The organism is Cellulosilyticum lentocellum DSM 5427, assembly GCF_000178835.2.
Lineage (GTDB): Bacteria > Bacillota > Clostridia > Lachnospirales > Cellulosilyticaceae > Cellulosilyticum > Cellulosilyticum lentocellum.
Genome location: NC_015275.1, coordinates 283,862 through 308,953, shown reverse-complemented (window position 1 = coordinate 308,953; position 25,092 = coordinate 283,862). Strand labels below are relative to the sequence as shown.

The 25,092-nt window shown below is 34.2% G+C and carries 20 protein-coding genes and 1 pseudogene; 6 read left to right on the top strand and 15 right to left on the bottom strand.

Going from position 1 to position 25,092, the window contains the following annotated elements; translation table 11 throughout:
• Nucleotides 1–575 precede the first annotated feature (575 nt).
• The 8 genes from CLOLE_RS01395 to CLOLE_RS01360 all read right to left on the bottom strand — a co-directional run bounded on the left by CLOLE_RS01395 (nucleotide 576) and on the right by CLOLE_RS01360 (nucleotide 11,099).
• Entirely contained in the window at nucleotides 576–806 is a 231-nt protein-coding gene (locus tag CLOLE_RS01395) for a hypothetical protein (RefSeq protein WP_013655287.1), read from the bottom strand.
• 290 nt (nucleotides 807–1,096) lie between these two features.
• Nucleotides 1,097–2,356 carry a DNA (cytosine-5-)-methyltransferase gene (dcm, locus tag CLOLE_RS01390; RefSeq protein WP_242825764.1) on the bottom strand — a complete coding sequence of 420 codons (1,260 nt, stop codon included), beginning with the start codon at nucleotides 2,354–2,356 and terminating at the stop codon, nucleotides 1,097–1,099.
• A gap of 13 nt (nucleotides 2,357–2,369) precedes the next feature.
• Nucleotides 2,370–3,269 carry a PD-(D/E)XK motif protein gene (locus tag CLOLE_RS01385; RefSeq protein ID WP_013655285.1) on the bottom strand — a complete coding sequence of 300 codons (900 nt, stop codon included), beginning with the start codon at nucleotides 3,267–3,269 and terminating at the stop codon, nucleotides 2,370–2,372.
• Nucleotides 3,270–3,272: 3 nt separating this feature from the next.
• A complete protein-coding gene (locus tag CLOLE_RS01380; protein WP_013655284.1) occupies nucleotides 3,273–4,613 on the bottom strand; it encodes a DNA cytosine methyltransferase in 1,341 nt (446 codons plus the stop codon).
• Entirely contained in the window at nucleotides 4,613–5,266 is a 654-nt protein-coding gene (locus tag CLOLE_RS01375) for a DUF6339 family protein (RefSeq protein WP_242825763.1), read from the bottom strand. Before CLOLE_RS01375 ends, CLOLE_RS01380 begins: the two co-directional genes overlap by 1 nt.
• Nucleotides 5,267–5,294: 28 nt before the next feature.
• A complete protein-coding gene (locus CLOLE_RS01370) occupies nucleotides 5,295–6,233 on the bottom strand; it encodes a hypothetical protein (protein ID WP_013655282.1) in 939 nt (312 codons plus the stop codon).
• Complete coding sequence (locus tag CLOLE_RS01365) at nucleotides 6,233–8,314, bottom strand: hypothetical protein (protein WP_013655281.1); 2,082 nt, start codon at nucleotides 8,312–8,314, stop codon at nucleotides 6,233–6,235. Before CLOLE_RS01365 ends, CLOLE_RS01370 begins: the two co-directional genes overlap by 1 nt.
• A 1-nt stretch (nucleotide 8,315) precedes the next feature.
• Entirely contained in the window at nucleotides 8,316–11,099 is a 2,784-nt protein-coding gene (locus CLOLE_RS01360) for a Z1 domain-containing protein (RefSeq protein WP_013655280.1), read from the bottom strand.
• Between the two features lie 342 nt (nucleotides 11,100–11,441).
• Between CLOLE_RS01360 and CLOLE_RS23955 the strand changes: the two are divergent.
• The 3 genes and pseudogenes from CLOLE_RS23955 to CLOLE_RS23405 all read left to right on the top strand — a co-directional run.
• Nucleotides 11,442–11,582, top strand: a pseudogene (locus CLOLE_RS23955) (IS110 family transposase); the annotation flags it as partial.
• A 9-nt stretch (nucleotides 11,583–11,591) separates the two neighbouring features.
• Nucleotides 11,592–12,173: a transposase gene (locus CLOLE_RS23410; protein ID WP_193763565.1), complete on the top strand. Its 582-nt coding sequence runs from the start codon at nucleotides 11,592–11,594 to the stop codon at nucleotides 12,171–12,173.
• 36 nt (nucleotides 12,174–12,209) lie between these two features.
• Nucleotides 12,210–12,398, top strand: coding sequence for a hypothetical protein (locus CLOLE_RS23405; protein ID WP_193763564.1), 189 nt, complete (start codon nucleotides 12,210–12,212; stop codon nucleotides 12,396–12,398).
• A 567-nt stretch (nucleotides 12,399–12,965) separates the two neighbouring features.
• Here the strand turns inward: CLOLE_RS23405 and CLOLE_RS01350 are convergent.
• The 4 genes from CLOLE_RS01350 to CLOLE_RS01335 all read right to left on the bottom strand — a co-directional run bounded on the left by CLOLE_RS01350 (nucleotide 12,966) and on the right by CLOLE_RS01335 (nucleotide 18,764).
• Nucleotides 12,966–15,383 carry a S24 family peptidase gene (locus CLOLE_RS01350; protein ID WP_013655279.1) on the bottom strand — a complete coding sequence of 806 codons (2,418 nt, stop codon included), beginning with the start codon at nucleotides 15,381–15,383 and terminating at the stop codon, nucleotides 12,966–12,968.
• A gap of 264 nt (nucleotides 15,384–15,647) precedes the next feature.
• Complete coding sequence (locus CLOLE_RS01345; RefSeq protein ID WP_041712858.1) at nucleotides 15,648–16,031, bottom strand: contact-dependent growth inhibition system immunity protein; 384 nt, start codon at nucleotides 16,029–16,031, stop codon at nucleotides 15,648–15,650.
• A 29-nt stretch (nucleotides 16,032–16,060) separates the two neighbouring features.
• On the bottom strand, nucleotides 16,061–16,396 hold the full coding sequence (locus tag CLOLE_RS01340; protein ID WP_162145055.1) for a hypothetical protein: 336 nt from the start codon (nucleotides 16,394–16,396) through the stop codon (nucleotides 16,061–16,063).
• Nucleotides 16,397–17,663: 1,267 nt separating this feature from the next.
• Nucleotides 17,664–18,764, bottom strand: coding sequence for a HipA domain-containing protein (locus CLOLE_RS01335; RefSeq protein WP_013655276.1), 1,101 nt, complete (start codon nucleotides 18,762–18,764; stop codon nucleotides 17,664–17,666).
• Nucleotides 18,765–19,031: 267 nt separating this feature from the next.
• On the opposite strand from CLOLE_RS01335, the gene trkA reads away from it, so the two are divergent.
• Nucleotides 19,032–20,435 (top strand): Trk system potassium transporter TrkA, encoded by a 1,404-nt coding sequence (gene trkA / locus CLOLE_RS01330; RefSeq protein ID WP_013655275.1) that lies wholly within the window; start codon nucleotides 19,032–19,034, stop codon nucleotides 20,433–20,435.
• Nucleotides 20,386–21,834 carry a TrkH family potassium uptake protein gene (locus CLOLE_RS01325; RefSeq protein ID WP_013655274.1) on the top strand — a complete coding sequence of 483 codons (1,449 nt, stop codon included), beginning with the start codon at nucleotides 20,386–20,388 and terminating at the stop codon, nucleotides 21,832–21,834. The genes trkA and CLOLE_RS01325 overlap by 50 nt, the downstream gene beginning before the upstream one ends.
• A gap of 125 nt (nucleotides 21,835–21,959) precedes the next feature.
• Here CLOLE_RS01325 and CLOLE_RS01320 read toward each other — a convergent pair whose 3' ends face one another.
• Genes CLOLE_RS01320 through CLOLE_RS01310 form a run of 3 tightly spaced genes read right to left on the bottom strand, consistent with a single transcriptional unit; the run spans nucleotide 21,960 to nucleotide 23,996 of the window.
• Complete coding sequence (locus CLOLE_RS01320; protein WP_013655273.1) at nucleotides 21,960–22,421, bottom strand: VOC family protein; 462 nt, start codon at nucleotides 22,419–22,421, stop codon at nucleotides 21,960–21,962.
• Between the two features lie 3 nt (nucleotides 22,422–22,424).
• Complete coding sequence (locus CLOLE_RS01315; protein ID WP_013655272.1) at nucleotides 22,425–23,246, bottom strand: helix-turn-helix domain-containing protein; 822 nt, start codon at nucleotides 23,244–23,246, stop codon at nucleotides 22,425–22,427.
• 42 nt (nucleotides 23,247–23,288) lie between these two features.
• Nucleotides 23,289–23,996, bottom strand: coding sequence for a DUF5131 family protein (locus CLOLE_RS01310; RefSeq protein WP_013655271.1), 708 nt, complete (start codon nucleotides 23,994–23,996; stop codon nucleotides 23,289–23,291).
• A gap of 331 nt (nucleotides 23,997–24,327) precedes the next feature.
• Here CLOLE_RS01310 and CLOLE_RS01305 point away from each other — a divergent pair, with 331 nt between their 5' ends.
• Entirely contained in the window at nucleotides 24,328–24,927 is a 600-nt protein-coding gene (locus CLOLE_RS01305) for a hypothetical protein (protein ID WP_013655270.1), read from the top strand.
• Nucleotides 24,928–25,092 lie beyond the last annotated feature (165 nt).

Below are 25,092 nucleotides of genomic sequence, written 5' to 3'. Positions count from 1 at the left end.
GATTGTATTCCTTTCAATCTACATTATATTATATATTTAAAAATTTCTAACAATAAAATAATATATATCTTAAAAAAATAACTTTTTTAGCATAATTACCGCAATATCAACACAGGGAACTGACCGGATGAATCCTATCCAAATTTATTATTACAGATACCTCTCAATACAAGAAAGATATTGAAACTTTCATAACATCTCTTTATCTCTCCCTTCATTCTATTAGAGTACTTGGAAACTACTTGATGCCTTGATGGAAGCTTACCTAGAATGGCCTAAAAGTTTAAGTCTAGATTGTAGGTAATAGAAAAGGCAATTCCCCTGTGGAGTTATTACTTGGTAATCACCTTTTCTATTGTGAAATTGTATGTATTAGATGTATGTAAATACTAACCAAATAGTGAGCCTACAATCATCATTAGTATAATGATTAGACTTCCCTCGACAACTAAAGTAGATAGTACCAAAGGACCTACTCCTATCCCCCCTCCAAAACATCCTCCTTTAAACAAACTCATAGCCGCAGCCCTTGCAATGACTATTCCAGGAATAGTTCCTCTCCCCGTAAGGAGTAATCATGTGGCAATAATTAAAAATACACCTGCAAAACCTATTGATATAAATTCTCCTACAGATAACTTTTCATGCTCCTCACCTATAGCAATGAACTTTGTAGTTTGATACACCACTTCTCCTAACTTGCTAATTATATGTACTTTGAGTATTTTGCCTTGAACTTGTTGCCGATTTAAGTTCTTCATTACTTCTAAAATATAATCGATCATATTCACATCTTGCCATTTCATTACTCAATACCTCATAAGCCTCTGATATACTTTTAGCCCTATGATAATTACTTATCCTTTAAAAAACTGTTTTGCCTCTTTTAATAACGTAAAGTTGTTAGTTCTCTACACTATAGAATATGTAATAGAAATCATTTTCTTAACTTCTACTACATATTCTATAGATATCACTTAATAAAATTTAAATAAAAGACAGCACACTTAAATTGGAGTTTCATTTTAAGCATGCTGTCTTAAATTGTATTTTAATGGTATTATTTTCGTCCACATAATTTATTTTACTTATTTAATTACAATATCTCTTCTATTTCCCTTATCTGTCTAAATATAACCTCTAGTACATCAACTACAATGCTGTTACCAGCCATTTTTATAAGTTTTTCTTTAGTAAATAGTTTTCTTCGCTTATTTACATCTATATTATTTTCAATAAGGATTTGGAAATCTTCCTCATCAAATCCCATCAGTAGAAAGCACTCTCTAGGTGTTAAATTTCTATATACTGCTTTACCACTGCGCCCACTATCATAGACTATAACTCCTGAATTTGGATGTCTATCTTGCTTAGTTGTTACTGTATTCACAATGATATCTTTTATATTGACTCCATCATATAATACATCATTCTTTTCAAATATTCGTTGTCTGGAAGGTGTATCATTAGGTTGACTATAATTTGCCTCTTCTCTATAAAGAGGATTTTCTTCATAATTTATCTTCAGTATCTCCCTAAGTGATATTTCTCTTCTTTTAAGCCTATTTATTTCATTAATATTCTCTAACTTATGTTCATCTAAATATCTTTTTAGTTCCATCAATTTTAGCGCATCATTACCCACAAGTACACTTAACATATATACTCTTTCTCGTTTTTGAGGAATTCCAAAATCCTTAGCATTTAATTTGTATACAACATTATAATATCCTAAACTTGATAAAAATCCTTTCCATTCATTAAAGTTCTTCTCATGTGTCTTAGATAATATATTAGAGACATTTTCCATAAGCAAAAACTTAGGCATTTTCTTGCCTAATTTGAACATTTCTTCAAGGATTCTTTCAACTTCCCATAACATTCCTGATCTATTGTTAGCATCTCTGTCTATACCTGAAGTGTTTCCATGCCAAAATCCACATACAGATAAGTCTTGGCAGGGAAAGGAATATGTTAATAGGTCAATATTATCTGATATGTCTTTTCCCTTAATATCTGTAATGCTAACAAGATTATTTGAACGTCTGATTGCATATAAGAGCATCTTTTTTAAATGAATTGGCAATACTTTTTTTGCCTTTTCTGTCATTGCACTTTTTCCATCTGCACTTAATGTAAATTTACTTAACTCTTCATTTAATTGTTGTTCTGAATAGTGATTATATGCTGTTAGATCTTGTTTCCCATGATGAATTAGATCGTATGCAATAATTGCATTTATATCCCAATCAGCGGTAGCAACTATATTAGCATTAAATCCAATATTCCTTAACGCTTTTGCTTGACTCCCTATTCCACTAAATGTCTCAACTACATTAAACATCTTATTTCCCATCCTCTATCTTGACTTACCATTCTTCATAAGCTAAACCTTCTAAATCAACTGTATACTGTATCTTGATAATGGCATTTGGAATCTTTCCTCCAACGAATGATTTGTCAGTTATTTGAGGAAATGCTTCATTAACTACATACTTTCTTTTCTCTAAAACTTTATATTTTTCATCTCTTATACTAGTGCCTAATTCAAATCCCATTTTATTTAGCTGAGCTTCTAATACATGCTTTTCATATCCATAATCAACTAAATCTTTAACCAAGTCATTTATTGACTCACCTAATTGAGATTTTTCTAATCTACAAAAATATAAGTATAGTTTCTTGCTACTTTTTAATTGGTGTTGTCCACTTATAGTAATAGTTGCACCATATCTTTTAATTGTTGACTTAACTTCATAGCTTTCTTGGTTTGACTCAATATCATGTGTTCCCGCATTTGCTCCTGTCCATTGGATAGTTTTATCTTTTTGGATGAGTTCTTTAAGTGCTAATAGCTCTCCAATCACACTGTATACTTGCTTCTCATATACAGCATTTCCCAAAAGCAACTTCCATCGTTTCCACCATTCTCTTGGTGATTCAGTAATTGCTTTTCGGTCACTTCCATCTTTACCCGGATCAACAAACTGAGCACAAATACTTGCAAATTCATACCTATACTCATCAATGGTACAGCTTAATATTAACATAGATTGCTGTTTACTTTCTATAATTAATACTTCATTACATAATTTAGCACTTGCAAACCTTTCTAAAATTTCCACTCTACTATTAAACGGGATTGCTACACCATACTCACCATTTTTTCTAATGGTCCATGCACTATATTCATCTGCTAGACATGTTAATTTTCTAATTCCATTTTGAGCTGCTGCAAAATTTTCTCTTATCTCCTCTAATATTTCCATCTATTATCCCTCCTCAAAACAACTTATAATAGAATCTGCAATTCCCTTTGCTAGTAAAGGAGGTACTGCATTTCCAATTTGCTTAAATGCTTCCCCCATTGAACAGTTAAAGAAGAAATCATCAGGAAAAGATTGTAGTCTTGCGGCTTCTCTAACCGATATTCCTCTAGGTTCAAAAGGATGAATATGACTATACGTATCCTTTGATAAGTGTGCTACTAATGTATGTGAAGGTGCATTCATATTAAGCTTTCTCCATTTCCCAATAAACTTCTCCCGATTATAGGGTGGTATAATTTCTTTCTTTAATCGCATAAAGGTTTCATAATTATCTTGTTCATTAATCCCCATTGCCTTTATATTTTCATTGAATATTTCATCTGCTATTCTTGCTGCATCTGCGTAATTGTCACCTTGTTTCATTCTCTCAAATATTTTAAAATCCCTAGCATTATTTCTAAAAGCATTTCCTGTTACTGTTTTATTACCATTTCCATACCATTCTCTCATTATTTTTTGATACCCATTTTGTATATCCGTATGATACTTCATTTCAATATTTAATGAATTTAACTTATATTTACTGTTTGCCGTAGCAAATAATCTAGGTAAATCACCTAAGGCATCTCCTACTGTCACCCATTGGCTAGCTCCATTTTTATTTATGTTAGGCACTCTAAAATTCTTGCAGTTATTAAATCTTCTAAAACGAATTTCATTACTTACTCTATCACTTAATATTGAGGCATATGTAGCCTTCGGTAACTCATATCTCACATTCTCATTTTTTTTGATTGCAATAACAAAAACTCTTTCTCTAATCTGCGGTACTCCATAATCGGCAGCATTTAGTATAGTCCATATAGCATTATAGTCATATTTTTCTAACTCCTCACAAACTAGCTGTGGTACATTAATTTCTCCAAAATTCACAGCCTCAGGTACATTTTCCATAATAACAGCTCTAGCATCAAGCTCTATTGCAAATCTTAAAAAATCTTGAAATAAATATCCTCTCTTATCATTTGTATGGATTCTATGCTGTCCCAGGGATCGTAGTTTACCTTTTCCTGCAAGAGAGTATGCTTGGCATGGTGGTCCACCAATCACTATGCACCCATCTTTGCCTATTCTTTCTTTAAAAATACTTGTATCCATTTGTGTAATATCTCCGCAAATATGAGATGTTTCTTCTCCAAATCTCCAGTCAATATTATAGGATACTGTCTTTACAGCTTCTGGCATAAGCTCTATACCATGAGTAATTTTAAATCCTGCCTTTTGAAATCCTAATGCTAATCCGCCGCATCCAGAGAATATATCTATTACTTCTGGCCTACTCATCAAATCTTTTCTCCCAAATCTCTGAAAATGCTTTTTACATATTCTCTTTCTCCTCCTAAACAAAGACCTGGTTCAATAACTGTACATCTTGCCGTATTTAAGATCATTATATTTCTAAATAATTTTCTATTTGTAGTTTTTTGCTGTTGAACCTTGCTATAGAAATACATTATATTTCTATAAACTTCTAGATAATATCCCTTGCGACCTGCTCTCTCTACTAAGTTTAGTATTTCATCTGTTGTATTATTTTTTAAGATTTCATACGTACTTTCCTCATCACCTTGCCAACTTAAATGAATATACCACCAAAGTGATCTTAGCCAAATCCTCGATGCCCTTTCATAAAAGTGGCTTCTATTATCTTTTCCCCAACGTTCTGAGACTAAATCTGGTACCACTTTTAGTGATAAATATCTCCAAAAATCATCATTTGAAGCCATTCTAAGATTAAAGCCTTGAACACTATTTAAATATACATATAACTTGATTCCAAAATTAAGATCTATATCATAGTCCCTACTATAATTTTCTCTAACCACCTTATTCATCTCTATTAAAGTATTTCTCAATACTATGTATTGATCATCTATTGGTGGTAGGTTAGGAGATAGCCTTATCCATTCTTCCATAGCTTTTCTTGATTCTGTCATATTTAGTGTTTTAAATATCATAATTCACCTACATTCTATTATCGAAGAACTTTCTAATTGATATTGCAAGTGCTTCTATAGAAGTCGTTTCCCATCCCAATGTAGTAATAAAATAGCTAACGGCCTCTGATACACTTCCTACTTCAAGTCCTTCTTGATTGATTGTCTGTACCCAATATTCACTATCTTTTAACTTCATAATAATTATCATTAATGCACTAGATATAATTTCTTTTAAAAGTTGCTCATCATATGCTCTCTTTGTTCTATCTAAATATTTATAGTTAGGATGAGCTGTATTTATATTTATAGATACACATTCTGCAAATAAATCATAGGTTGGATCTTCCCAATCACATTTTATATACCATAGTGGCTGATTTGGTTCATTTACCTCGTAAATAGGGAATACTGATCCATTGCCATCAAGCATAATTACTATTTTATCAAGTTCTCCTAAGATGTAACCTTCTGTATTTGCTAAGTGATTTTCATTACTATTAGGATTTCCAGATCTCTTAAGGTAAATAATTGTTGTTAGTTCAACACTACCTCTAAGTTCTGCAACCTCAAAGACTTTTTCCACTTCTAAACATACTTCTGTTTGGCCATTGTTGATAATACTTCCAACTTCGATTACGCCTCGTAGTTTTGAAGTTGTTGATGTCCATATTATTGCAATCCCTAACTCTGCATTTCGACACGCAATTCCTTCACTACCAAACAAACAAGAAAATGTTTTTAAAGTATATTGTCTGGCTATAATTAAATTATAGCTATCAGGACTCCATACCCCTTTTTCATCACAAATCTTATATACCATACTACTTCCATCTATTGATTCATCTTGTAACCCTTGCTTAGTTGAATCTTTAAAGTAACTATACATGTATGAACTTGCTTGAAAACGAATTTTTGATTTCATTTCATCTGTTAAGGTAGGAAATAAATTTAAATCTTTGCTCATTATTTCTCTCCTTCATTAGTAAAAATATTTAATACAGTTCTTATATTCTTTTGTTTTACTTTAATTCCCATAGTTCCTTCTATAATTAATGAAGCTTTTTCTTTAGTTGTAACACTTAGTCCATAAGGGATTCCATTTTTTGAATATAAAAGCTTTAGATCAATTCCTTCTGTACTCATTTCAGCACTACAGTTATCAATTCTTAAATCACAACTTCTAGTCTCTTGTCCCTTATATCCTATCTTATCAACTAATGCACTAATAACTTCAAAAGGCATTTCTTGTCCTAATTCATCTTCCCATTGCTCTACAGATAGTCTCCCACTTTCCATAGCAATAAAAGCCTCTAGATTTAATTGACTTATTTTACTAGAGCACTCTACTTTAAATCTAATTTGTACGCCACTAGATGTAAACTTAATACTGTCATTATCTAACTTTAATGAAGCTCCTTTATGTTTAGCTACAACCTTTGATTTTGATGAAGTATCATTCCCTGCACTTGGCTTTTTACCAAAGTTCTCTGGCGGCAATAATAAATCCCCAAATAACTTTCCTAATCCAGAATTCAACTTGTTTCCATTTGTATTGTCATCTTCTTTATAACTCTTTGTTATTGTTGCTCGAACATGGCCCTGTACCCTATTAATTATTCTAGGATTTAATTGACTATTTCCCCAATCACTCCACGAAGTATGATCTGCCATTTCACTCTTTCTTATATATTCTTCAAGGTTAAGAGATTCTCCCATTCCTACAACCATATTGTTAGAATTTAAGACAAAAACTGCAATAATAAATTCATCCTTACCTGATGATGGTATAGAATCAACCCAAGGACCGCTTGTTTCATATGAAACTATCATTCCTGGTTTTCTTGTAAATAGTACTATTGGTCTATTGGTATCTCCATCTAAATTCTCTTGGTTTATATAGATATATGGGCTTAATTTATTTGTTGGTGGAGTCATTTTTAATAGATTTTTATTTATCTTAGTATACGCCACCCATCCTGCTTGTTGTTCTAACAATACATTTCTTAAATTTATTGCCTTTACATTTATATCAACACTTTGTAAATCTTTATCTATAGATTCTTTTTGTATGGCTTTATTGTATAATCCCTGTATCAGCTTATAAACAGGTTCCATGCTATCTAAGCCTATGCCTTCTCCATTAACTAATACTCTCAGCCATCTTCCATAATTATAATGCTGATTATTTAATCTAGGGGCATACCATCTTTGTACAGAAACTTTGATAAACTCTTCTATATTTAGATGCCAAAATGGTAACTGCTCTTGTTTATCATCATCTTCATGTATCAGCCTATTACTATTTAGTAGTTCTTTAGTATTGATATAGGGAATTAATATAGTTGTCCCAGTCTCTTCATTGCCATAGGGTCTAATATTAAATATATCTAAGATTTCTTCTATTTCTGTTTCATTAGTAATAGGCCTAGTCTTATTTTCACCTATAGACTCTCCCCACCAAGCAATTCCTCTTTTAATCTTGCCATTAATACTTGGAATAATTGAATCTACAGAGTTCTCATCTTCTATCATTGAAACTGCAAGCCTAGATTCATATTCGTCATTCTCATTAAGTATTCTACTATAATAAATAACTAGTCCAATTCCAATCCTAAAGTATACAGTTTTTCCTAATCCCCATGAACCTCCCGCTCCAAGTGCTTCTTGAGGTTTACTAATCTCATAGATTAACTTTAATAAATTTCCATAATCATTATTTTCTACATCATCAAAATGTAGCTTTCCTGTTAAACCCTTTGTATTGCTGTCACGAATTGCAATGTACCTACTCTCTCTTCCTTCATATCTATTATTTAATTCTTCTTGAATTCCCTGTAGATGGCTATTCAATGACTTTGCCTCAAATTCACCTGTAAGAAACTCGACATTGACATATTTAGCATCTTCTCTATATGCATCTAGACTATTTTGTATAGACTCTCTTACTAATAAATCTAAAATCGGCATATCATTATTTTGTATTAATCTTAATAGAGAGCTCCCTGATTGGGTCATTCTCGCTGGTTCAGCTATTTCTATCTTCATTCTACTCCTCCACATCTCCTTCATTATTAAATAATGTATCTTCAAATTTTATTGATACTGCTTTAGCTAAGGATGAACCCCTTCTTCCTCCAGGAACATTGATGCAAATACCAACGATATCTTCTTCTGCCTCTAAATCTTTTCTGTTTGTAGTCGTAGCTTTTGAACCCTTATCAATAAGGTATATGATTAATTGTGGAGTCAAATCTAAACCGGCTTTACTACGAATATCTTTTGCTGCCGTTGGGGTATAATGTTCTACTAAGTACTTAGTATCTTGATCTAAACTCTCTATATCTACATCTGCAATTAAATCTTTAGGTTCTCTTAGTACTCCAATATCAATAGTCATTTCATTATCATTCTGTTTTCGTCTTGTACGTGTTACCTTATCAACACTTCCATTAATAAATTTCCAATTGTTATCTTCTTGATTTGCCTTACCTTTACCTGAAACAATTACATTCCAATTAGCTAAATTCCCTTCTTCGGTAACTTTTCCAATCCATTCCTTCACACTCTCAATGTCATTAAAAACTTTGTTTCTTCTTGAAAATTGGAAGTTCTTTAATAAGCCACTATAAATAGTATCAAAACTAATATTTCTCCATATTAGGGCTCCTTGAGCATGTTTGTTACTATTCTTCTCTGATACTCCTAAAGAATTGATAAATTCTTCTGTAATAAGCTTATTGTTCATAAGAATTTCTTTAGAGTTCTCAAATATAGTAGTTTGATTTGATGTACCACTATAATCCATATCTGTCTCTTCTGCACTTTGCATCTTATTTTTTGCAGTGATACGAATGAAGCTACATTTAGGAGAATTTTTTACTTTAGGACCATAACTCATAGGACTTGTTCCAAGTGTATCCATGTGTAATATTTCTTCTCTTAATTCTTTATCTAGAGTAGATAAAAATCTAAATTGATCTCTGGTTCTCTCTGTAATCCATAATCTTGGTAATAACTCATATCCTCTTCTATAACCAAACCATCTTCCCATTTGCATTAAAGTATCAGCTTGCCCCACCGATCTCAAAAAGAAAGTACTAATTAGCCCCTCAATAGTTAACCCCCTAGACAGAGTTGCTCCACCTACTACAATAAATACAGGTGCAACTGCAGGCATATTATTAGAGTCAGGATATGCTAATCTCACATACATACCATCTTCAGTGACTCCTGAATTTTTACAGTTATCAATGCATAAATGTATACCTTCTTGATACTCAAATTCTTGCTCTTCATCTAATCTGATATTTGAAAGTGGATAATAGATTAACTTTTTAATTTCTTCTTCTATTTCATTAAAACTAGGATACTCTCTAACTTGATCCATTCTACCATAATCCTTATATTGCTCCTTAAAGTCCTCTAGAGTAAGTTCATTGGTTTCATCTTCCCATATCTTACTACATCTCTCTAATATCCTATCTTTTGATGATGTAGCAAACCAATCATTAATGACCCCTGATACATATTCATGATGATCTTGTTTTTGACTCGTATGTATTAACATACTAATTGGTTTATTATATCCCCAGTACCTCATGGTTGCTGCGCCACATATAAACCAACACATTGCATCCTTAAGAGATTCTGTAGGCATCATATAACTACCATCATGTATTTCTTTTACTATATCTAGCTCTTCTTTTTCTATTAACCTAATGATATTCATCCCATCATATTCCATACCATCAACACCAAAAATCTGTTGTGGGCCAAAATATTCATCTGATACACTTAAAGTAGATATAAAATTACGCGGATATAGTGACTCTGGAGCTGCTTCATTTAGAATATTAGCATATGGTGTTGCTGTATAACCTATATAGTTCATCGCTCTATATTTTGTAGTTATTTCTTTTCCTTGTTTATCTCTACCCTCAACTAAATTTACAATTAATTTATTAATTGTTTTTCTTTCATTTTTAGTAATATCAGCAGTATTGATTCCTGCTTGGTCTGCTTCATCATCAATTACAATAATTTTCATTTGTTTTTGTTTATTAGGGTCTGCCTGTAGCCATTCTATTAATTTTCTTAGTCTACCTGAGTTCTTTAAACAAACTGTAAAATGTCTATCTGCAGAGTCTTCTTCAAATCTTAGATCTTGTGCTCTTTGTCCATATGTAGACTTTTTTGAAAGATGCTCTAAACCTCTCCAATTAATGTTTCCTGGTTTATTTAAATCATTAAATAATCTTTTTTGTGTTTGTTGACGTAAGTTTTCAATTGTACCAGATAGTACCATAAACATGTTCCATCCCCAATCAGCCGCCATCGCCATCAAGGCTGCCATATTGGCTGTTTTACCTGATTGAACATTTCCTATTACTAGGCCTTTAATAGGTTCCATATCTACTGTATTGTTGTTTAATCTTCTAAGTAACTTTAAAGTAGTATCCTCTATATTCTGAACTACTTTAGGCTTAAATCCTTGATCTAATAAATGCTTTTTATATAATTGCCATGAAGATCTCTCATCTTGAGGGATAGTTACATCACTATCTTGTCCTTCGTCCATCAACATTGCTTGTTCAGTTCTATATTTTATTTCTATAGTATTTCTCTCTGCATCCTTTTGTAAATTAACTAAATCTACCCATTGCTCAGAGGTAATATCCCAGAAATTTAATTCTCTTTGTTGCTCAATAAATTTTTCTAACTTTTCTTTATCGTTCTCTAGACTTATTGTCTCCCATTCATCTCCTCTTTCTCTTGCTTGTTTAATTCTATTTCTATACATATCGTATTTAGGTAAACTATAATTTAACATTTACTCTTCATCCCCTTTTGATTCTATATTACACACCCTATATTTTTATTATATTCTACATTTTTTTCTTTTTATTTATTACATATCATTATTGTTATGATTTGTTTAAAATTAACCTATTCTGTATACTAGAATAACTCCAAAATGAAATATGGTAGATTGTAAAACAAATTCCCTCAACATAATTATCACAGCTAAAATTTGAGGTTTTGACCGAACCTAGTAGGTTCTAATCAATTGCTATAAAGTACTTATAGATTTACGGAAATATTTGCTTTTGAATGTATTTAGTCCAACAAAAAGTGCTAATCAAGTATAATGATTACATGAGATAAAAAAGATTCTAAATGGATTGCTGACCTTTATAAGTTTGACTTAGTTAGAAGTTCCTTTATCCCTCCTAAAGATATTCGTCAGTTACGTGAAATTTCCCGCTATCGTTTTAAGTTGATTTGCATGAAAGCTTTTGAAAAAAATCATCTACAAAATTCTATGACTGTCTCAAATATTGGTATTGCTAGTGTTCTAACTGATCCCTTTTGTAAGACAGCAACCCCGATTATTTCTTACCTACTTGAAAACACTGCTGAATCATTTGATGAAAAAGCTTGTCGTAAACTTATTCAAAAAGGTGCTCAAGCAAAATCAGATGACATCATTGCTACTATTAATGTATATAAAATTGAATCTGATCAAGCTTTGAAATTTCATCTTGCACAACAATATTTAGATTATATTGAAGAAATGATTACCAAAACTGAAGTTGAGCTTTATGCACGTATTAAACCCTACTGGCAACTAGTTGAACTCATTTCTACTATCCCTAATCTAAGTGCTACTATAATTCTTGCTAAAATAGGTACGGACATATCTATTTTTGAAGATGCAAAACACCTTACTTCTTGGGCAAAGCTTACTCCAGGTAATAATGAAAGTGCAGGTAAGAAAAAATATGTTCGTATTGGTAAAGCTGTTCAATATATTAAACCATTTTTTGTTCAGTGCGCTTTATCTGCCATAAGAAGTAAAAAGGAACCTTATTATGGAGTTAAATATAGACGTATCAAAAGTTGACGGGGCCATAAAAAAACTATTATTGCCATTTCTCGCATGATGCTAGTTTGTATCTATCACATTATCAAGCAAAAGAAACCTTTTAACCCTACAGATTATATGGATTTGATGTCTCTCAATAATCATAAAGAGAAAGTCATTTTTAATCATGAAAATGTTTTTAACTATCTTCAAGAACATGGATATGACACTTCTCACCTTATTAAAAACCGTAACGATAGCTAATTCTATATATTTTTTCAAGGGATGTGTGACCCCTTAGTTAAATTCGTCCTAAAACTCAGTGTATTTTTCACACTTATAAGTGTGAAGCTCAAACGAACAACTTCTCTCGGCATAATTACCACAGCATTAACTTGAGGAACTGACCAAGTCAACCAAGTCTCAGTCATTGTTATAGGTACCTCTGAGTTTAAGGAAAATGTTCACTAGTGAGCTACAAGGGAGACGCCATTTATAAGTTGTTTTTATAGGCTTTACACTTAGTAGTGCCAAATAAAGTTTTTAGCCAGAGTCTTAAGGTCATGGCTTCCTAGGCAAGAACAGTCCGGTCCGAAACTTTAAGGATCTCCTCACTCATGGGTTAAATCTTATGGCTGTCTTCGTAGGTACCACTCTGTCTGTATGTAGGTGCTGAGTAGTTACTGTCATACCTTGAAGTAAAGTTTACTTAGGCAGCTATGGAAGTTTAACTAGAGTCTGAGCTAAAAGGAAAGGTGAACACTTTGTATCTATTATACTTGGTGTTCGCCTTTTTGTTATGCAATAATTGCATAGTTATTTCTTCCAACTTTATAGCTTCTTAATGACACCTACCAATTTCCCCATAATACTCAAATCCCCTTCTTCTATATGAATAGGTTCATATTTAGGATTAGCACTAATGAGCAGCACACTATCTCCCATATGCATGACTTGTTTAAGGGTAGTTGCACCATTATAATACACAGCAGCTATATCTTGGTCATTGACGGCAGCTGATGAATCTATCACCACATAGTCTCCATTTTGAATATCTTTTTCTATCATGCTATCGCCCTTAACTTGCAGGATATAAACACTTTCCTTGCCCCTAAGGAGTTCTCTTGGCAAATCAAAGGTACCTCTTATTTCATCTACAATTTCTATAGGGATACCGGCGGCTATATCTGAGTACACCTTAATACGCTTTAGTTCTTCTGGCTTTTGGCGAACTTCGGCTACGTAGACTTCTAGGGCGCTTAAGTCTCTTTCGAATACCGTTTCTCTAAGGGTTATACGGTCTACATATTTATACGTTTCTATTGAGCTTGGTAAAATGCTTGCATTACAAATAGGAATATCACTAATCCTTTCAAACTTGTCATTTAAAAAAGCTATATTCTTACCATTAGTAGCAATGCCGTAATTCACCTTACTCACATTCATATAGGATTTTAACTGGTCAATGGCTTCTTCGATGCTAACAGTCTCTTTTTTAGTTTCTATGAAAATATAAGGTGTATTGGTCTTGGCGTTCATCACCACCACATCTACTTTTCCTGTCTGAGAAAAGTTTCTCACGGGATACTCTAGCTGTATAAGGCTTTTCGGATAACCGTAATTCGTCATGAGCTCACATATCACCCATTGTCTAACGGATTCCTCTTCTTGGTTAGCCTGAGCAATGCTTTCTGTATACAAATAATCCCCGTAGGGCAAACGGTAAAAAGCATTCATACGGCTACCTGTTTGCATACTTAAATAACGCGTATTAATATCTGCTATAAACTTAGAGGCTGTGCCATAGGAACACATAAAAAGTTTTTCCTGGGCTCTTGTCATACCTACATATAGTAGCTTTCGCTCCAGCATTTCCTCATCTTTTAACTCTTCTTCCTCTAAACCTTTTTGAGGATAGGGAATCACATCACTATTAAGGTCTGCCAAAATGACCACCTTAAACTCTAGCCCTTTAATAGAATGCATGGTCAGTAGTTTGACTTTATCTGCTCCAAAGCTTTCTTCTTGATTGTTTTTAAAGACAAAGCTCTCTACACCCTTTTCCTTTAAATGGTCCTGCAAAAGTTCTAGATTTTTATTAAGCTTAGATACAACTGCAATATCCTTTAATGAGTAACCTTGCTTAAGCAGTGCCCTAATCAGCCTTACTATATAAAGATTTTGCTCCTCGCTGGTTGCAAAATGTCTGTAAACAGGATACTCACCATGCCTTTCTAGGAGAGATGGTTTTACGAAATCATAATCAGATACCAAGGTTTCTTCTTTGGCTAATAAACTATAAGCACATTCTGAGATTTCTGTGGTAGTACGATAGTTTTTAGTGAGCTTATAGCCTTTTCCCTTCATATCATAGCCAATACTTTTAAAGGACCTCCCCTTGGTAAGCCATGCCTGAGGATAAATGCTTTGGGCCACATCCATTAAAAATAAAATGGAGCTCTCCGGCGAATCTTCTTTTAATTCACTTATAAAGTCTAGCTGCACCTTGGTTAGGTCCTGAGCTTCATCTATAATAATATGTTTATAACACTCATGCCTACTTTGAGTCTTGATATACTCTAAAGCTAAGCTATTTGCCCGAGAGCCATCTACTTTTCCTTGTTTTAGTAGCAAGCGCTCTACTTCTTCTAGCAGGCTAAATATAGCTTCCCGGCTCATGCTGTTTTTGAAAAGCTTGCTTGGCCCTTCTGCATTACTTACAGTCCTACCAAAGCGCTCTGCTTCTTGATAAGCTGCTAGGCTTGTATAATTACTTCCTTGTATCCAGTTCATCTCATCTTGAAGAAACTTCAGATTTTGTGTGTTTAATAGCTTCACTTTTGGATAACGGTCTTTAATATTATTAATGGCTTCCTTTACTATTTCATTGGGGATCTTCCATATATTTTCTAGTTCCTTTTGTTCGTCTGCTTTCCACTTGCAAAAATATTTCATGGTGATGGAATCTATATTTTTAACTTCTACATTCTTCTCTTTATTAGCTTCATCAAATAAACTAATGGTTTGTACCTTTTCCATCTTTTCATATAAATACTCAATGTATTTAGTGAGGGATTTATTATATGTGACAAATAATATTTTATCTTGACCATTACAATATTTTTCTAAAAGGTATGGTATCCTAGCAACACCGACTGAGGTTTTTCCTGAACCTGCTACTCCCCTAATAACAGCGTACCCCATAGCACCATTTTCTGCTAATTTTAGCTGTTCCTTGTTAAGCTTCATGATATTCCCCCTTGCTTATTTGAATTTATTATAACTTAAATATTAATATTTTTGTTAATTTTCCATAAGTTTTAAGTGTATTTGTAGGATTATCCAAAATCAAGTTTTATTTTGCTACAAGCTTTACAATGCCCTTATAAAACGCAAAAAAGCATATCGCCACTTTAAACGATATGCTTCCTCTATATATTCATATTCTATTATCTTCTTGCTATTATTACACCGTGTTTCTCATATAGCATTATAGTTTTGCTCAAATTAAAGTTATTTAAGTGTTTGTAATATTCCATTTAAGAATTTCACTTGTTCTTCAATGCAGTTAGTCAAATCACTTTTATATCGGGGATGTTCCTTCCAAAATGCTGTTGGGATATTGGCCACTGCCTTCAGTAAGTCTCCTGGATAATAGTTCCCTCTTGCAAAAATATTATCTTCTAATATCTCCAAAGCCATAGGCACCAAATAAGGTAAGCTTAGCTGCTGACCAATCATTATCCTTATATCTTCCTCAGTAAAGTCACAAAGTTTTTTCTGCCTTAGAGCTTGGCAAGTTACTACTAAGTGTGATTCAAATAAGCTTTTCTCCTCTATAACTTCCTCTAACTCTTCTAATGTTTTCCCTGTATTAAAGTAAATATAATTCCCCATAAGTTTTATCACTTTCTTTCCTTAAATACCTATGCTCCTTTAGTCAGATAAATAGCCCTTAAAATCCCTCCTGCTATATTGCTTGGTAACACCATAAAAATAAATACTATAAAGGGCACCCAGCCATAGGCTTGAGTCGTGTAATCACTAACTATGTAGGCGGATTTTATACATGTGTAAATAAATAGCATAGTGCTCAAAAATGCTATGCTATCCACTACAAGCCATATTCCCCTAAAAATTTTATATGCCTTTTGATCTGCATATTCTCCTGACTTGATTTGCTTGATGAATTTAGTAAGTGCCCAAATCTGTGTAACAATCATGATAATAATGATGCCGAGTATGATTACCAAAATGTTCATCTCTTTTATTAAGCTTTAATAACCTATCTTTCTAGCTTCCAAAGCTCATCCTCCATCCCTTAATGTTATTAAGTACCATTCTATATTTTCATAATATTTTATTCAATAGTTGTTCAGTAAAAAATCATACAAAAAGACTAGCCTCAGCTAGCCTTCCCATACTATTGTTCTTTTCTCAAAAATAATCTTTTTATCTACTTCTTTGCAATATACCCGAAATGCACTTGAGACTTTTGAATCACTTGCTCTAGCCCTTTTCCTGAGCTTACCACAATAAAGTCCTCTACTCTTGCATCAACTTCTTTCCAATCTATAAACGTTCCAAGCTTAATCCAGCTCTTAGCCTGATGGGTTTGCCATTCCTTTGGTGTATAAAGTGGCTCAGTTTAATTTATAATTCCTTTCACTTCTACTCATTTTTTTTGCTTGTCTCTGCTTTACTTACTTTCTATTTTTGCTTTATCTTCAACTTCTTTTTTACACTTTATTCATCTTCTTTTTTGCTTATTTCCGTAAAAACGTTTGTGGAAATGAGAGGTGCTGCCTGTCCGTAAGGGGACTTCGTAGTATTTTTTAGAGGCACTTGGCGAACTTTTTTAATGGGTTTTAGCCTGAGTGTCTGACCATCGGGAGTTTTCAGGCGTTCATTAAAAAAGTGAGCCTTAGTGCCTCAAAAAATACGGAGCGGAACCCTGTAGGACAGGCAGCACCTCTCATTTCCCTCCTAAACGCCTTTTTTGAACTAAGCAAAAATTTTTTCCACCTTTTATTAGGGATTCCACTTCTTGCCCACATATATAAAGGTGTAAAGATAAAACAAATAACTTCCCACAGCAGAATCACCACAGCTTCAATCTGAGGAACTGACCGGGTCGACCAAGTCTCAATCTGTCGTTACAGGTACCTCTGGCTCTAAGGAAAATGTTCACTGATGCGCTGCAAGGGAGGCGCTCATTTATAAGTTATTTCATAATGCTTTACACTTAGCAATACCAAATAAAGTTTTTTAACCAGAGTCTTAAGGTCACGGCTTCCTAGGAAGGACCGTCCGAGCCGAGACTTTAAGGAGCTCCTCACTCATGGGTTAAACTTTCATAGCTGTCTTCGTAGGCACCGTTCTATCTGTATGCAGGTGCTGAGGAGCTACCCCTTGCCTTAGAGCAAAGTTTACTTAGGCAGCTATGGAGGTTTAACTAGAGTCTGGGGCAAAAGAGAAGGCGGTTACCATGTATTCATTACTTGGTAACCGCCTTTTTTGCATTTATACCTAGTTATCGCTATTTTTTAAGTCCTGTAAAATGTTTTTAAAATAATCTATTACAAATTTGAATTCTACATCTGTCCTTAAGTTTTCTCTTACCCTCTTGTCTATTTCATAAATATCTTCTATGCTCATTTCTTTAAGAAATGCTTTCATACGTGCTGTACCCACAGTTCTTTTGCATAGCTTATAAAGACCTAAGCCTATCGGCTCGCCATTATTAAGATGGGCATTTAGAGCTAGATTATGGTCAAAACAAGGTGCAAATCTCACTACTTCACCTGTATCTACTTTTTTTAATACCCCAAAGTTGAATTCATGCCTGTCTGTATTAGCAACTAGTGCATCTAGCATTAGCATATTTTCATATGCTCCATTAAGCCCTACTTCTCTAAGATTATTAATAATCTCTTCATCATCTTCTAGCCCTACATCTTCAAAACGGTATCTAAAGGAGTCATAGTGCTCTAGCATATAGTCTTCACTAGTAAAATTCAAGGAGGCGATAAGATGTTCTTTAGCATTAACTTCCGGATTCACTGCATATTTATAAATCGCCATATCCATTCCTAAGTGCTTTCCTAAATAAAAGGTGAAAAGCTCGGCATAATTATTGTAGATGCTTCCTGTTTTGTACAGCCACCACGCTCCATCTTCTTTAATCCATGCTTTATTAAAGGAACCAATATTAGTAACCTCATGATTAATACTAGTAGGCACCCTGGCTGCTCGCCCACTAATGGATAGAGCAGAAATACTTTTGATATTTATTTTCCTATATAAGCTCACATCCTCAAAGGTCATATCTCCGTCCTTTTGAGTATCTTTAATCCAATAGCAGTCTGTCATATTTAAACCTTTATTAAACACCACGGCACTAACACGATCACTTTTTAACTTTAATTCATTTAATAGTACTCTGGCGTTAGTCCTAGTCGTATCTATTCCTCGTGTACCTAACCAATGTTGGAGAGCCGCTTCTTTCCCGCTCTTTAGGATTTCTGGCAAAAGTTCTTTATGCCCTAACATTCTTAGTTCATCTACTAATGTTCCTTTTAAGTTAAATTCTAAAAGCATTTGATTTTTACTTAATAAAATATATCTCATAGCTCCCCTCCTTTATACACCTGTCTATTTTTAGCCTTGACACTCATTACTTATATTATACCATAATCATTGATATTTTTATAATGCTTTGCAATTTAGCATATGGTGGTTAAAGACTTTATGTAGTCTATTTGTTACCTCTTTTAGGGACCTCATTCTTTTTTAGGTTTTTCTTATTAATCTGCTAGCTGTATTTTACAATAAGTTGTATAATACGTTGTATAATATGCTTATACTAAATTATCTATATATTTATGAGGAGTCATTATGAAAATCATTATTATTGGCGCCGGTAAAGTTGGCTACGCATTAGCTACTCACCTATCCGCCCAGGGAAATGACATTACAATTATCGACAACAATCCCAAAGCACTCGAAAAAGTTGAGAACAACTTAGACGTACTTCCTGTTAAAGGAACAGGCATAAGCACAAGTACCTTACTTGAGAATGGGTGCCAAAGTATCGATCTCATCATTGCTGTAACAGGAAGCGACGAAGTCAATATGCTCTGTTGTTTGACAGCTAAAAAATTAGGTGCACACCGTACTATTGCGCGTATCCGCGATCCGCAATATGCCAAAGAACTCCTTCTTATTAAAGAAGATCTAGGCCTGGATATGGTTATTAATCCTGAAGAAGCTGCTGCTGATGAAATCGCTAGGGTCCTTACTGTTCCTGGTGCAATCCGCCTTGAAAATTTCGCAAAAGGTCGTGTGCGTATGGTAGAGGTCCTTCTTAAAGAGGACTCTCCTCTAATTGGAACTAAAATGAAGCACTTTGGTGATAAATTTGGGGTTTCCGTTTTAATTGGTGCTATTATCAGGGAGGATAAACTGATTATCCCTACAGGTGATACAGCACTAGAAACAAATGACACCATTTATGCTATTGGAAAATCTGCTGCTATTTATACGTTTTGTAAACGTATTCATGATAAGCCTTCAAAGGTTAAAAATATTATGATTGTAGGTGGGGGGAAAATCACCTATTACTTAGCACGTCTTCTTAATGAAATGCATATCAAGGTTAAAATTATAGAAAATGATAGTGCCGTTTGTGAAGCCCTTTCTGAAGAATTACCTAATACCCTTATTATTCATGGGGACGGCACAGATAGCGAGCTTCTAGCCCAGGAACACCTTGAGGCAGTAGATAGCTTCATTGCTCTTACAGGACGTGATGAAGAAAATATCATCTCTTCTTTAATTGCTAAGCAAAGTGAGGTTCCTCGTGTTGTTACTAAAATAAGCCGTCATTATAGTAATGCTGTTATAGGGGGGTTAGGATTAGATACCATCATTACACCTCATGACATTATCACCAATCGTATTCTTAAATATGTACGTGGGGAAGCTGTAGAGGCGCTCCACCGCATTGTAGGTGGCAAAGGTGAGATTATTGAATTTATTGCATCAGCCGATGATCCTCTGATTCATATACCGCTTTATAAACTCCGCCTTATTCCTGATGTACTCATCGCCACTATTGTGAAGAAAAAAGAGATTGTTGTACCAAACGGTCAAACAATGATTAATCCAGGAGATAGGGTGCTTGTCATTACGAATAAAAATATCTCTCACTTAAAAGATATTATGGATACTACATCAGGAGGAATCACCGGTGAACTTAAAAATAGTATTAAGAAGCTTGGGAATATTATTAATCTGTGAGGCTATTGCTTTACTACCGCCTACGCTAGTGGCTTTCTTATACCAAGATGGGGACCTACCTGCTTTCCTCATCACAATAAGTATCGTTCTAGCAGTAGGGGCTACGCTCTCTTTCATTAAACCAACTTCTAAAAATATTTATGCTAGAGATGGGTTTGCTATTGTAGCTATGGGTTGGCTCCTTATGTCTTTTTTTGGAGCTTTCCCTTTTTACATAAGCGGTGCTTTTCCATCTTTTATAGATAGCTTCTTTGAATCAAGCTCTGGTCTTACAACGACAGGTTCTTCTATTTTAACCGCTATTGAAGGACTACCACATGGTGTTCTCTTTTGGCGAAGCTTTACTCACTGGATAGGAGGCATGGGGATCTTAGTACTTACTATTGCTATTTTACCTTCCCTAGGGACAGGTTCTATGCAAATTATGAAAGCTGAAAGCCCTGGACCTATCGTTGGCCGCATCGTGCCTAAACTGGGAAAGACAGCTAAAATTCTCTATAGTATTTATCTAGGTATTACCCTAGTAGAGGTTCTTCTTCTGTGCCTAGCTGGTATGAATGTGTTTGATGCTTTCATCCATGCCCTAGGAACAGTAGGTACAGGTGGTTTTTCTAATATGAATGCCAGTGTAGGCTATTATAATAGCGCACTGATTGACTGGATTATCACTATCTTCATGATCGTGTGTGGTGTAAACTTCTCCCTTTATTATTTGATTTTTAAGGGGAATATCAAGACTTTCTTTAAGAATAATGAGCTCAGGGTTTATCTTTGCATTTTATTAGGAGCCATCTTACTTATTACCGTTGATTTACTGGCACGTCATACTTATGGTTCCTTTGGTGAAGCTCTTAGATTTTCTTCTTTCCAGGCAGCTTCTGTTATGACAACCACAGGTTATGCTACAGCAGACTTTAATGAATGGTCTATGTTTAGTAAAATGATTCTTCTCATTTTAATGTTTATCGGCGGCTGTGCTGGCTCTACAGCAGGTGGTCTTAAAGTGTCCCGTGCTATTATTTGCTTTAAAAGCATCAAGCATTCCTTAAAACAAATTATCCATCCTAATGGTTATTACTCTGTTCGTATGGATGGCAAAAAGATAGACGACAAAACGGTACTTAGTGTCCTTAACTATTTCTTCATCTACATGATTATCTTTACAATCGGGATCATCATTATTTCTTTAGATGGGTTTGACTTTACTACCACCCTTACTTCGGTCATTACTACACTTAATAATATCGGACCTGGTCTTGGCCTGGTAGGACCTACGGGTAATTTCTCTGCCTTTAGTGATGTCAGTAAACTCGTTTTCTCTATCTTGATGATTATAGGACGTCTGGAAATTTACCCTATTCTCTTGCTACTTACACCAGACCTTTGGAAAAAGAATTAAAGAGGTATGCTCTATACGAAAAGAAATAAATTGACAACGGATAATAAATAAAGAGCTATAAAACGCAAGATTTTGTAAGCGTTTTATAGCTCTTTTGCTACTGTTAATAGATAAGTCTAAATTGATTACAAATGCATATACTGTTTTACGACTTCAAGAGGGAACATAGTGCGCTCCGCCACTTCTTCTACCGACATACCTTGCCCAATGAAACGCTTGATAACTACCCCCATATCCTCTGCAATTTCCACGATATGCTTGTCCGGATCATACACCCGAACATCACGCTGTCCCCAAGGATATTCTCTTATCTCATGTACCCACAGTATACCTGGTGTACGTTTTAACTCGGTGTACACCGTATCCAAATCTTCTACTTCAAAGTAGACTTGAAAATTATTTGATTCTTCTTGGACGCTATCTGATGGAACGCCAATTAACTCGGCATACCCTTGTTGTAGAGAAAACCCCTCAAAAGTAACATGTACACCAATGTCCATCAAAATCTTTTGCTGAAGAACCTTTTCATAGAAATTTTTTGATATCTCCATATCCTTAACTGCTAATAAACATCCTTGATATTTCATAGATTATCCCCTCCTTGATGATAGTATAGTGGATACCTCTGTGGCATCATAGTAAAAATCAGACATGTATTTCAAATAGTTTTCAGGGGTAACGCCGCTAATGGCCTTAAAATCTTTATCAAAATGAGCTTGGTCGAAATATCCGGTTTGTTGCGACAACGCCGCAAAGAAACATGGCGATTTTTGTATATGCCTTAATACATCATTAAAACGAACAAGACGGGTATAGCTTTTGACGTTCATTCCAATCTGCATTAAGAAAAGACGGTTTAAATGCCGCTGGCTATAACCGACCTTTTTAGCCAGTTCCGCAACAAGTATTTGACCCTGATGATCTGAAATGGTTTTTGTCGCAAAGAACAAAGCATCTGAAACAACACAGTACGCCATATAGTTATATAGAATCTTATCACACATACTAAATAATTCTGTTACATTGTTTGCGGTTTCAAAAGCACGGCAGAGGGAATTAAAAAGCTCCTTATCCACATCTTTGAGCGGCATACGCTTATCCGCAAATTCAGCTTGGTGGCAGTGTGTTATTTGATATAATCCACAAGGTGAAAGTTGTATCAATAGCATAACTTGATATTGGTTGGGTTCAGCTCCAAGCAAAGTAGGGGTTACAGAAGCCCCCCATAACTCAGCTAAAATATCTTTTCCATTATAGGCAAGAGACAATGTGCCACATGCGTCCGGCATAAGCGTATAATGTTCTACGAACATATTTTGCTTTGGGAAAACTATATTATAGAAGAGGACATATTGATCAAGTAGACTATGTGGTGGGCTGATATTAAAGGCCTTATCACTATGAATACGCATGCTGCATTTCCCCCTTTCTATTGAATGAAATCACAAGAGCTTTTAGCAGTTGATATTGGCTTTTTTTGCCTGAGAACATAAATCCCGAACTGACAATTTATAATATTTACCATCCTTGATAAAATGAGTGCCACATTGCCGAAATTCAAAATGAATGTTATTTCGTATACATTGCTCTCTTATATCAAGTACCCAATCATAATGAAATGGCCTAGCATCTTTATCAGACTCGCCGCCGACTACCACCAGTTCTATATCTTTTAAATACTTCTCAATATTGACTTTTTCAATTAAAGGTTGGCAAATAATATTTTTGTGTTTAATAGGTAGGGTAGAAAAAATGGAAAGACGATAATCGGCAGTCTCTTGGTTTTCTACTGTACAGCCAACAGTTACGTTATCATATCCATCGTTCCAATCTACGGGAATACAGTTCATAAATCGATCAATTCTTTTTGTGAGAAAAATAAAATGCAAGTCTGAACGCTCTTTGATCATCTTCCAACATTCCTGTCTCCATATATCGGCATCTTCAATTAAAAAATCAGTTGAAAAGCCAAGATAAACGGTTTGCCCTGCTTTAATTTTGTATTCCCCTGATTTATTTTTCTCAATAGGAACATTAAATTTGTCTGTGCGGACAATGACATTTGTATCTATGCCCCGCTTATCATCGCCTTTATGAATATAACAGTATTTACAGCCCTCACTATATCTATGACAGCCACGCCATGGGTTCCACATAGCCATAATAACACCCCTTTTTATACTTGATATGCCTATAGTTTACCAATAAATTCTATCATTTTATATACTAAAAAATTAAACTTTCAGTATATTTTATAATCATCCAAAATCCACATTTACTTTGCTACAGCTTTTACACTCATTACTGTAGCCTTTAGTCTCTATCATTTAATTCTCCTGCCTTTATGATAAACTAGACTCTTGCTATCACTTTATTAATATTATAATATTCTGTATATATCTGTCACTATATATCTTCTCATTAATGCACACTTGAATGCAGTCTAGTGTTTAGGGTATGTTGAAAATTTATAGCTGTTTATAGGAGGAGCATATGTTTATTAGCTTTTTATGTTTAATGGTGATTTTATCCTGTATTTTTCATATCATTACTTTTTATCATGCTAAGAAAAGTGGCATCATAATGCTTCTCTTTCCCCTCTCAAAAACTAGACTTTTTGCTTATCTTCTTATCTTGGCTTCTAACGCTATGGCCCTAAGTAGTTACACAAATCTAGCTACGCAACAAGAACATGTCATCATGCAAAGTAAAATAGCTGGCGTACAAGCATTTGCTGATTATGAAGAATGGGGTAATAACCCAGATATAATTATTCCTGGTCAAGAGGATGATTGGCTTCAAATGAGACGTTCTCGATACGAAAGTAAAATAAAGCATAATCATAAGCTCTCTAGGGTCTACTTGTTATCACTCATAAGTATTCTTATGTATATTTCATTCGAAACTGTTTATATAACTCAGCAGGGACTTTATCTCTCCTCTTCACGCAAACCTTCTCCTTTTATTATAAAAATGCAGAAAAAACACCTGCAACTTTACCTGAATAAGGAAAATGAACTTTATCCTTTTTTCAAATTAAAAAACACACCTTTAAACCAAAAACGTTATGCAGCATTTATTGAACTTTCATAGCTGTCTTCGTGAGCACCGTTCTGTCCGTATACAAGTGCTGAGGAGCTATTGTCATACCTTGGAGCAAAGTTTACTTAAGTAGCCATGGAAGTAAACAGGGGATATTTATCATTCTCATCCTTTAGACCATCTTGATCACTATCTTCTGATGTGGGGTCAGAGATA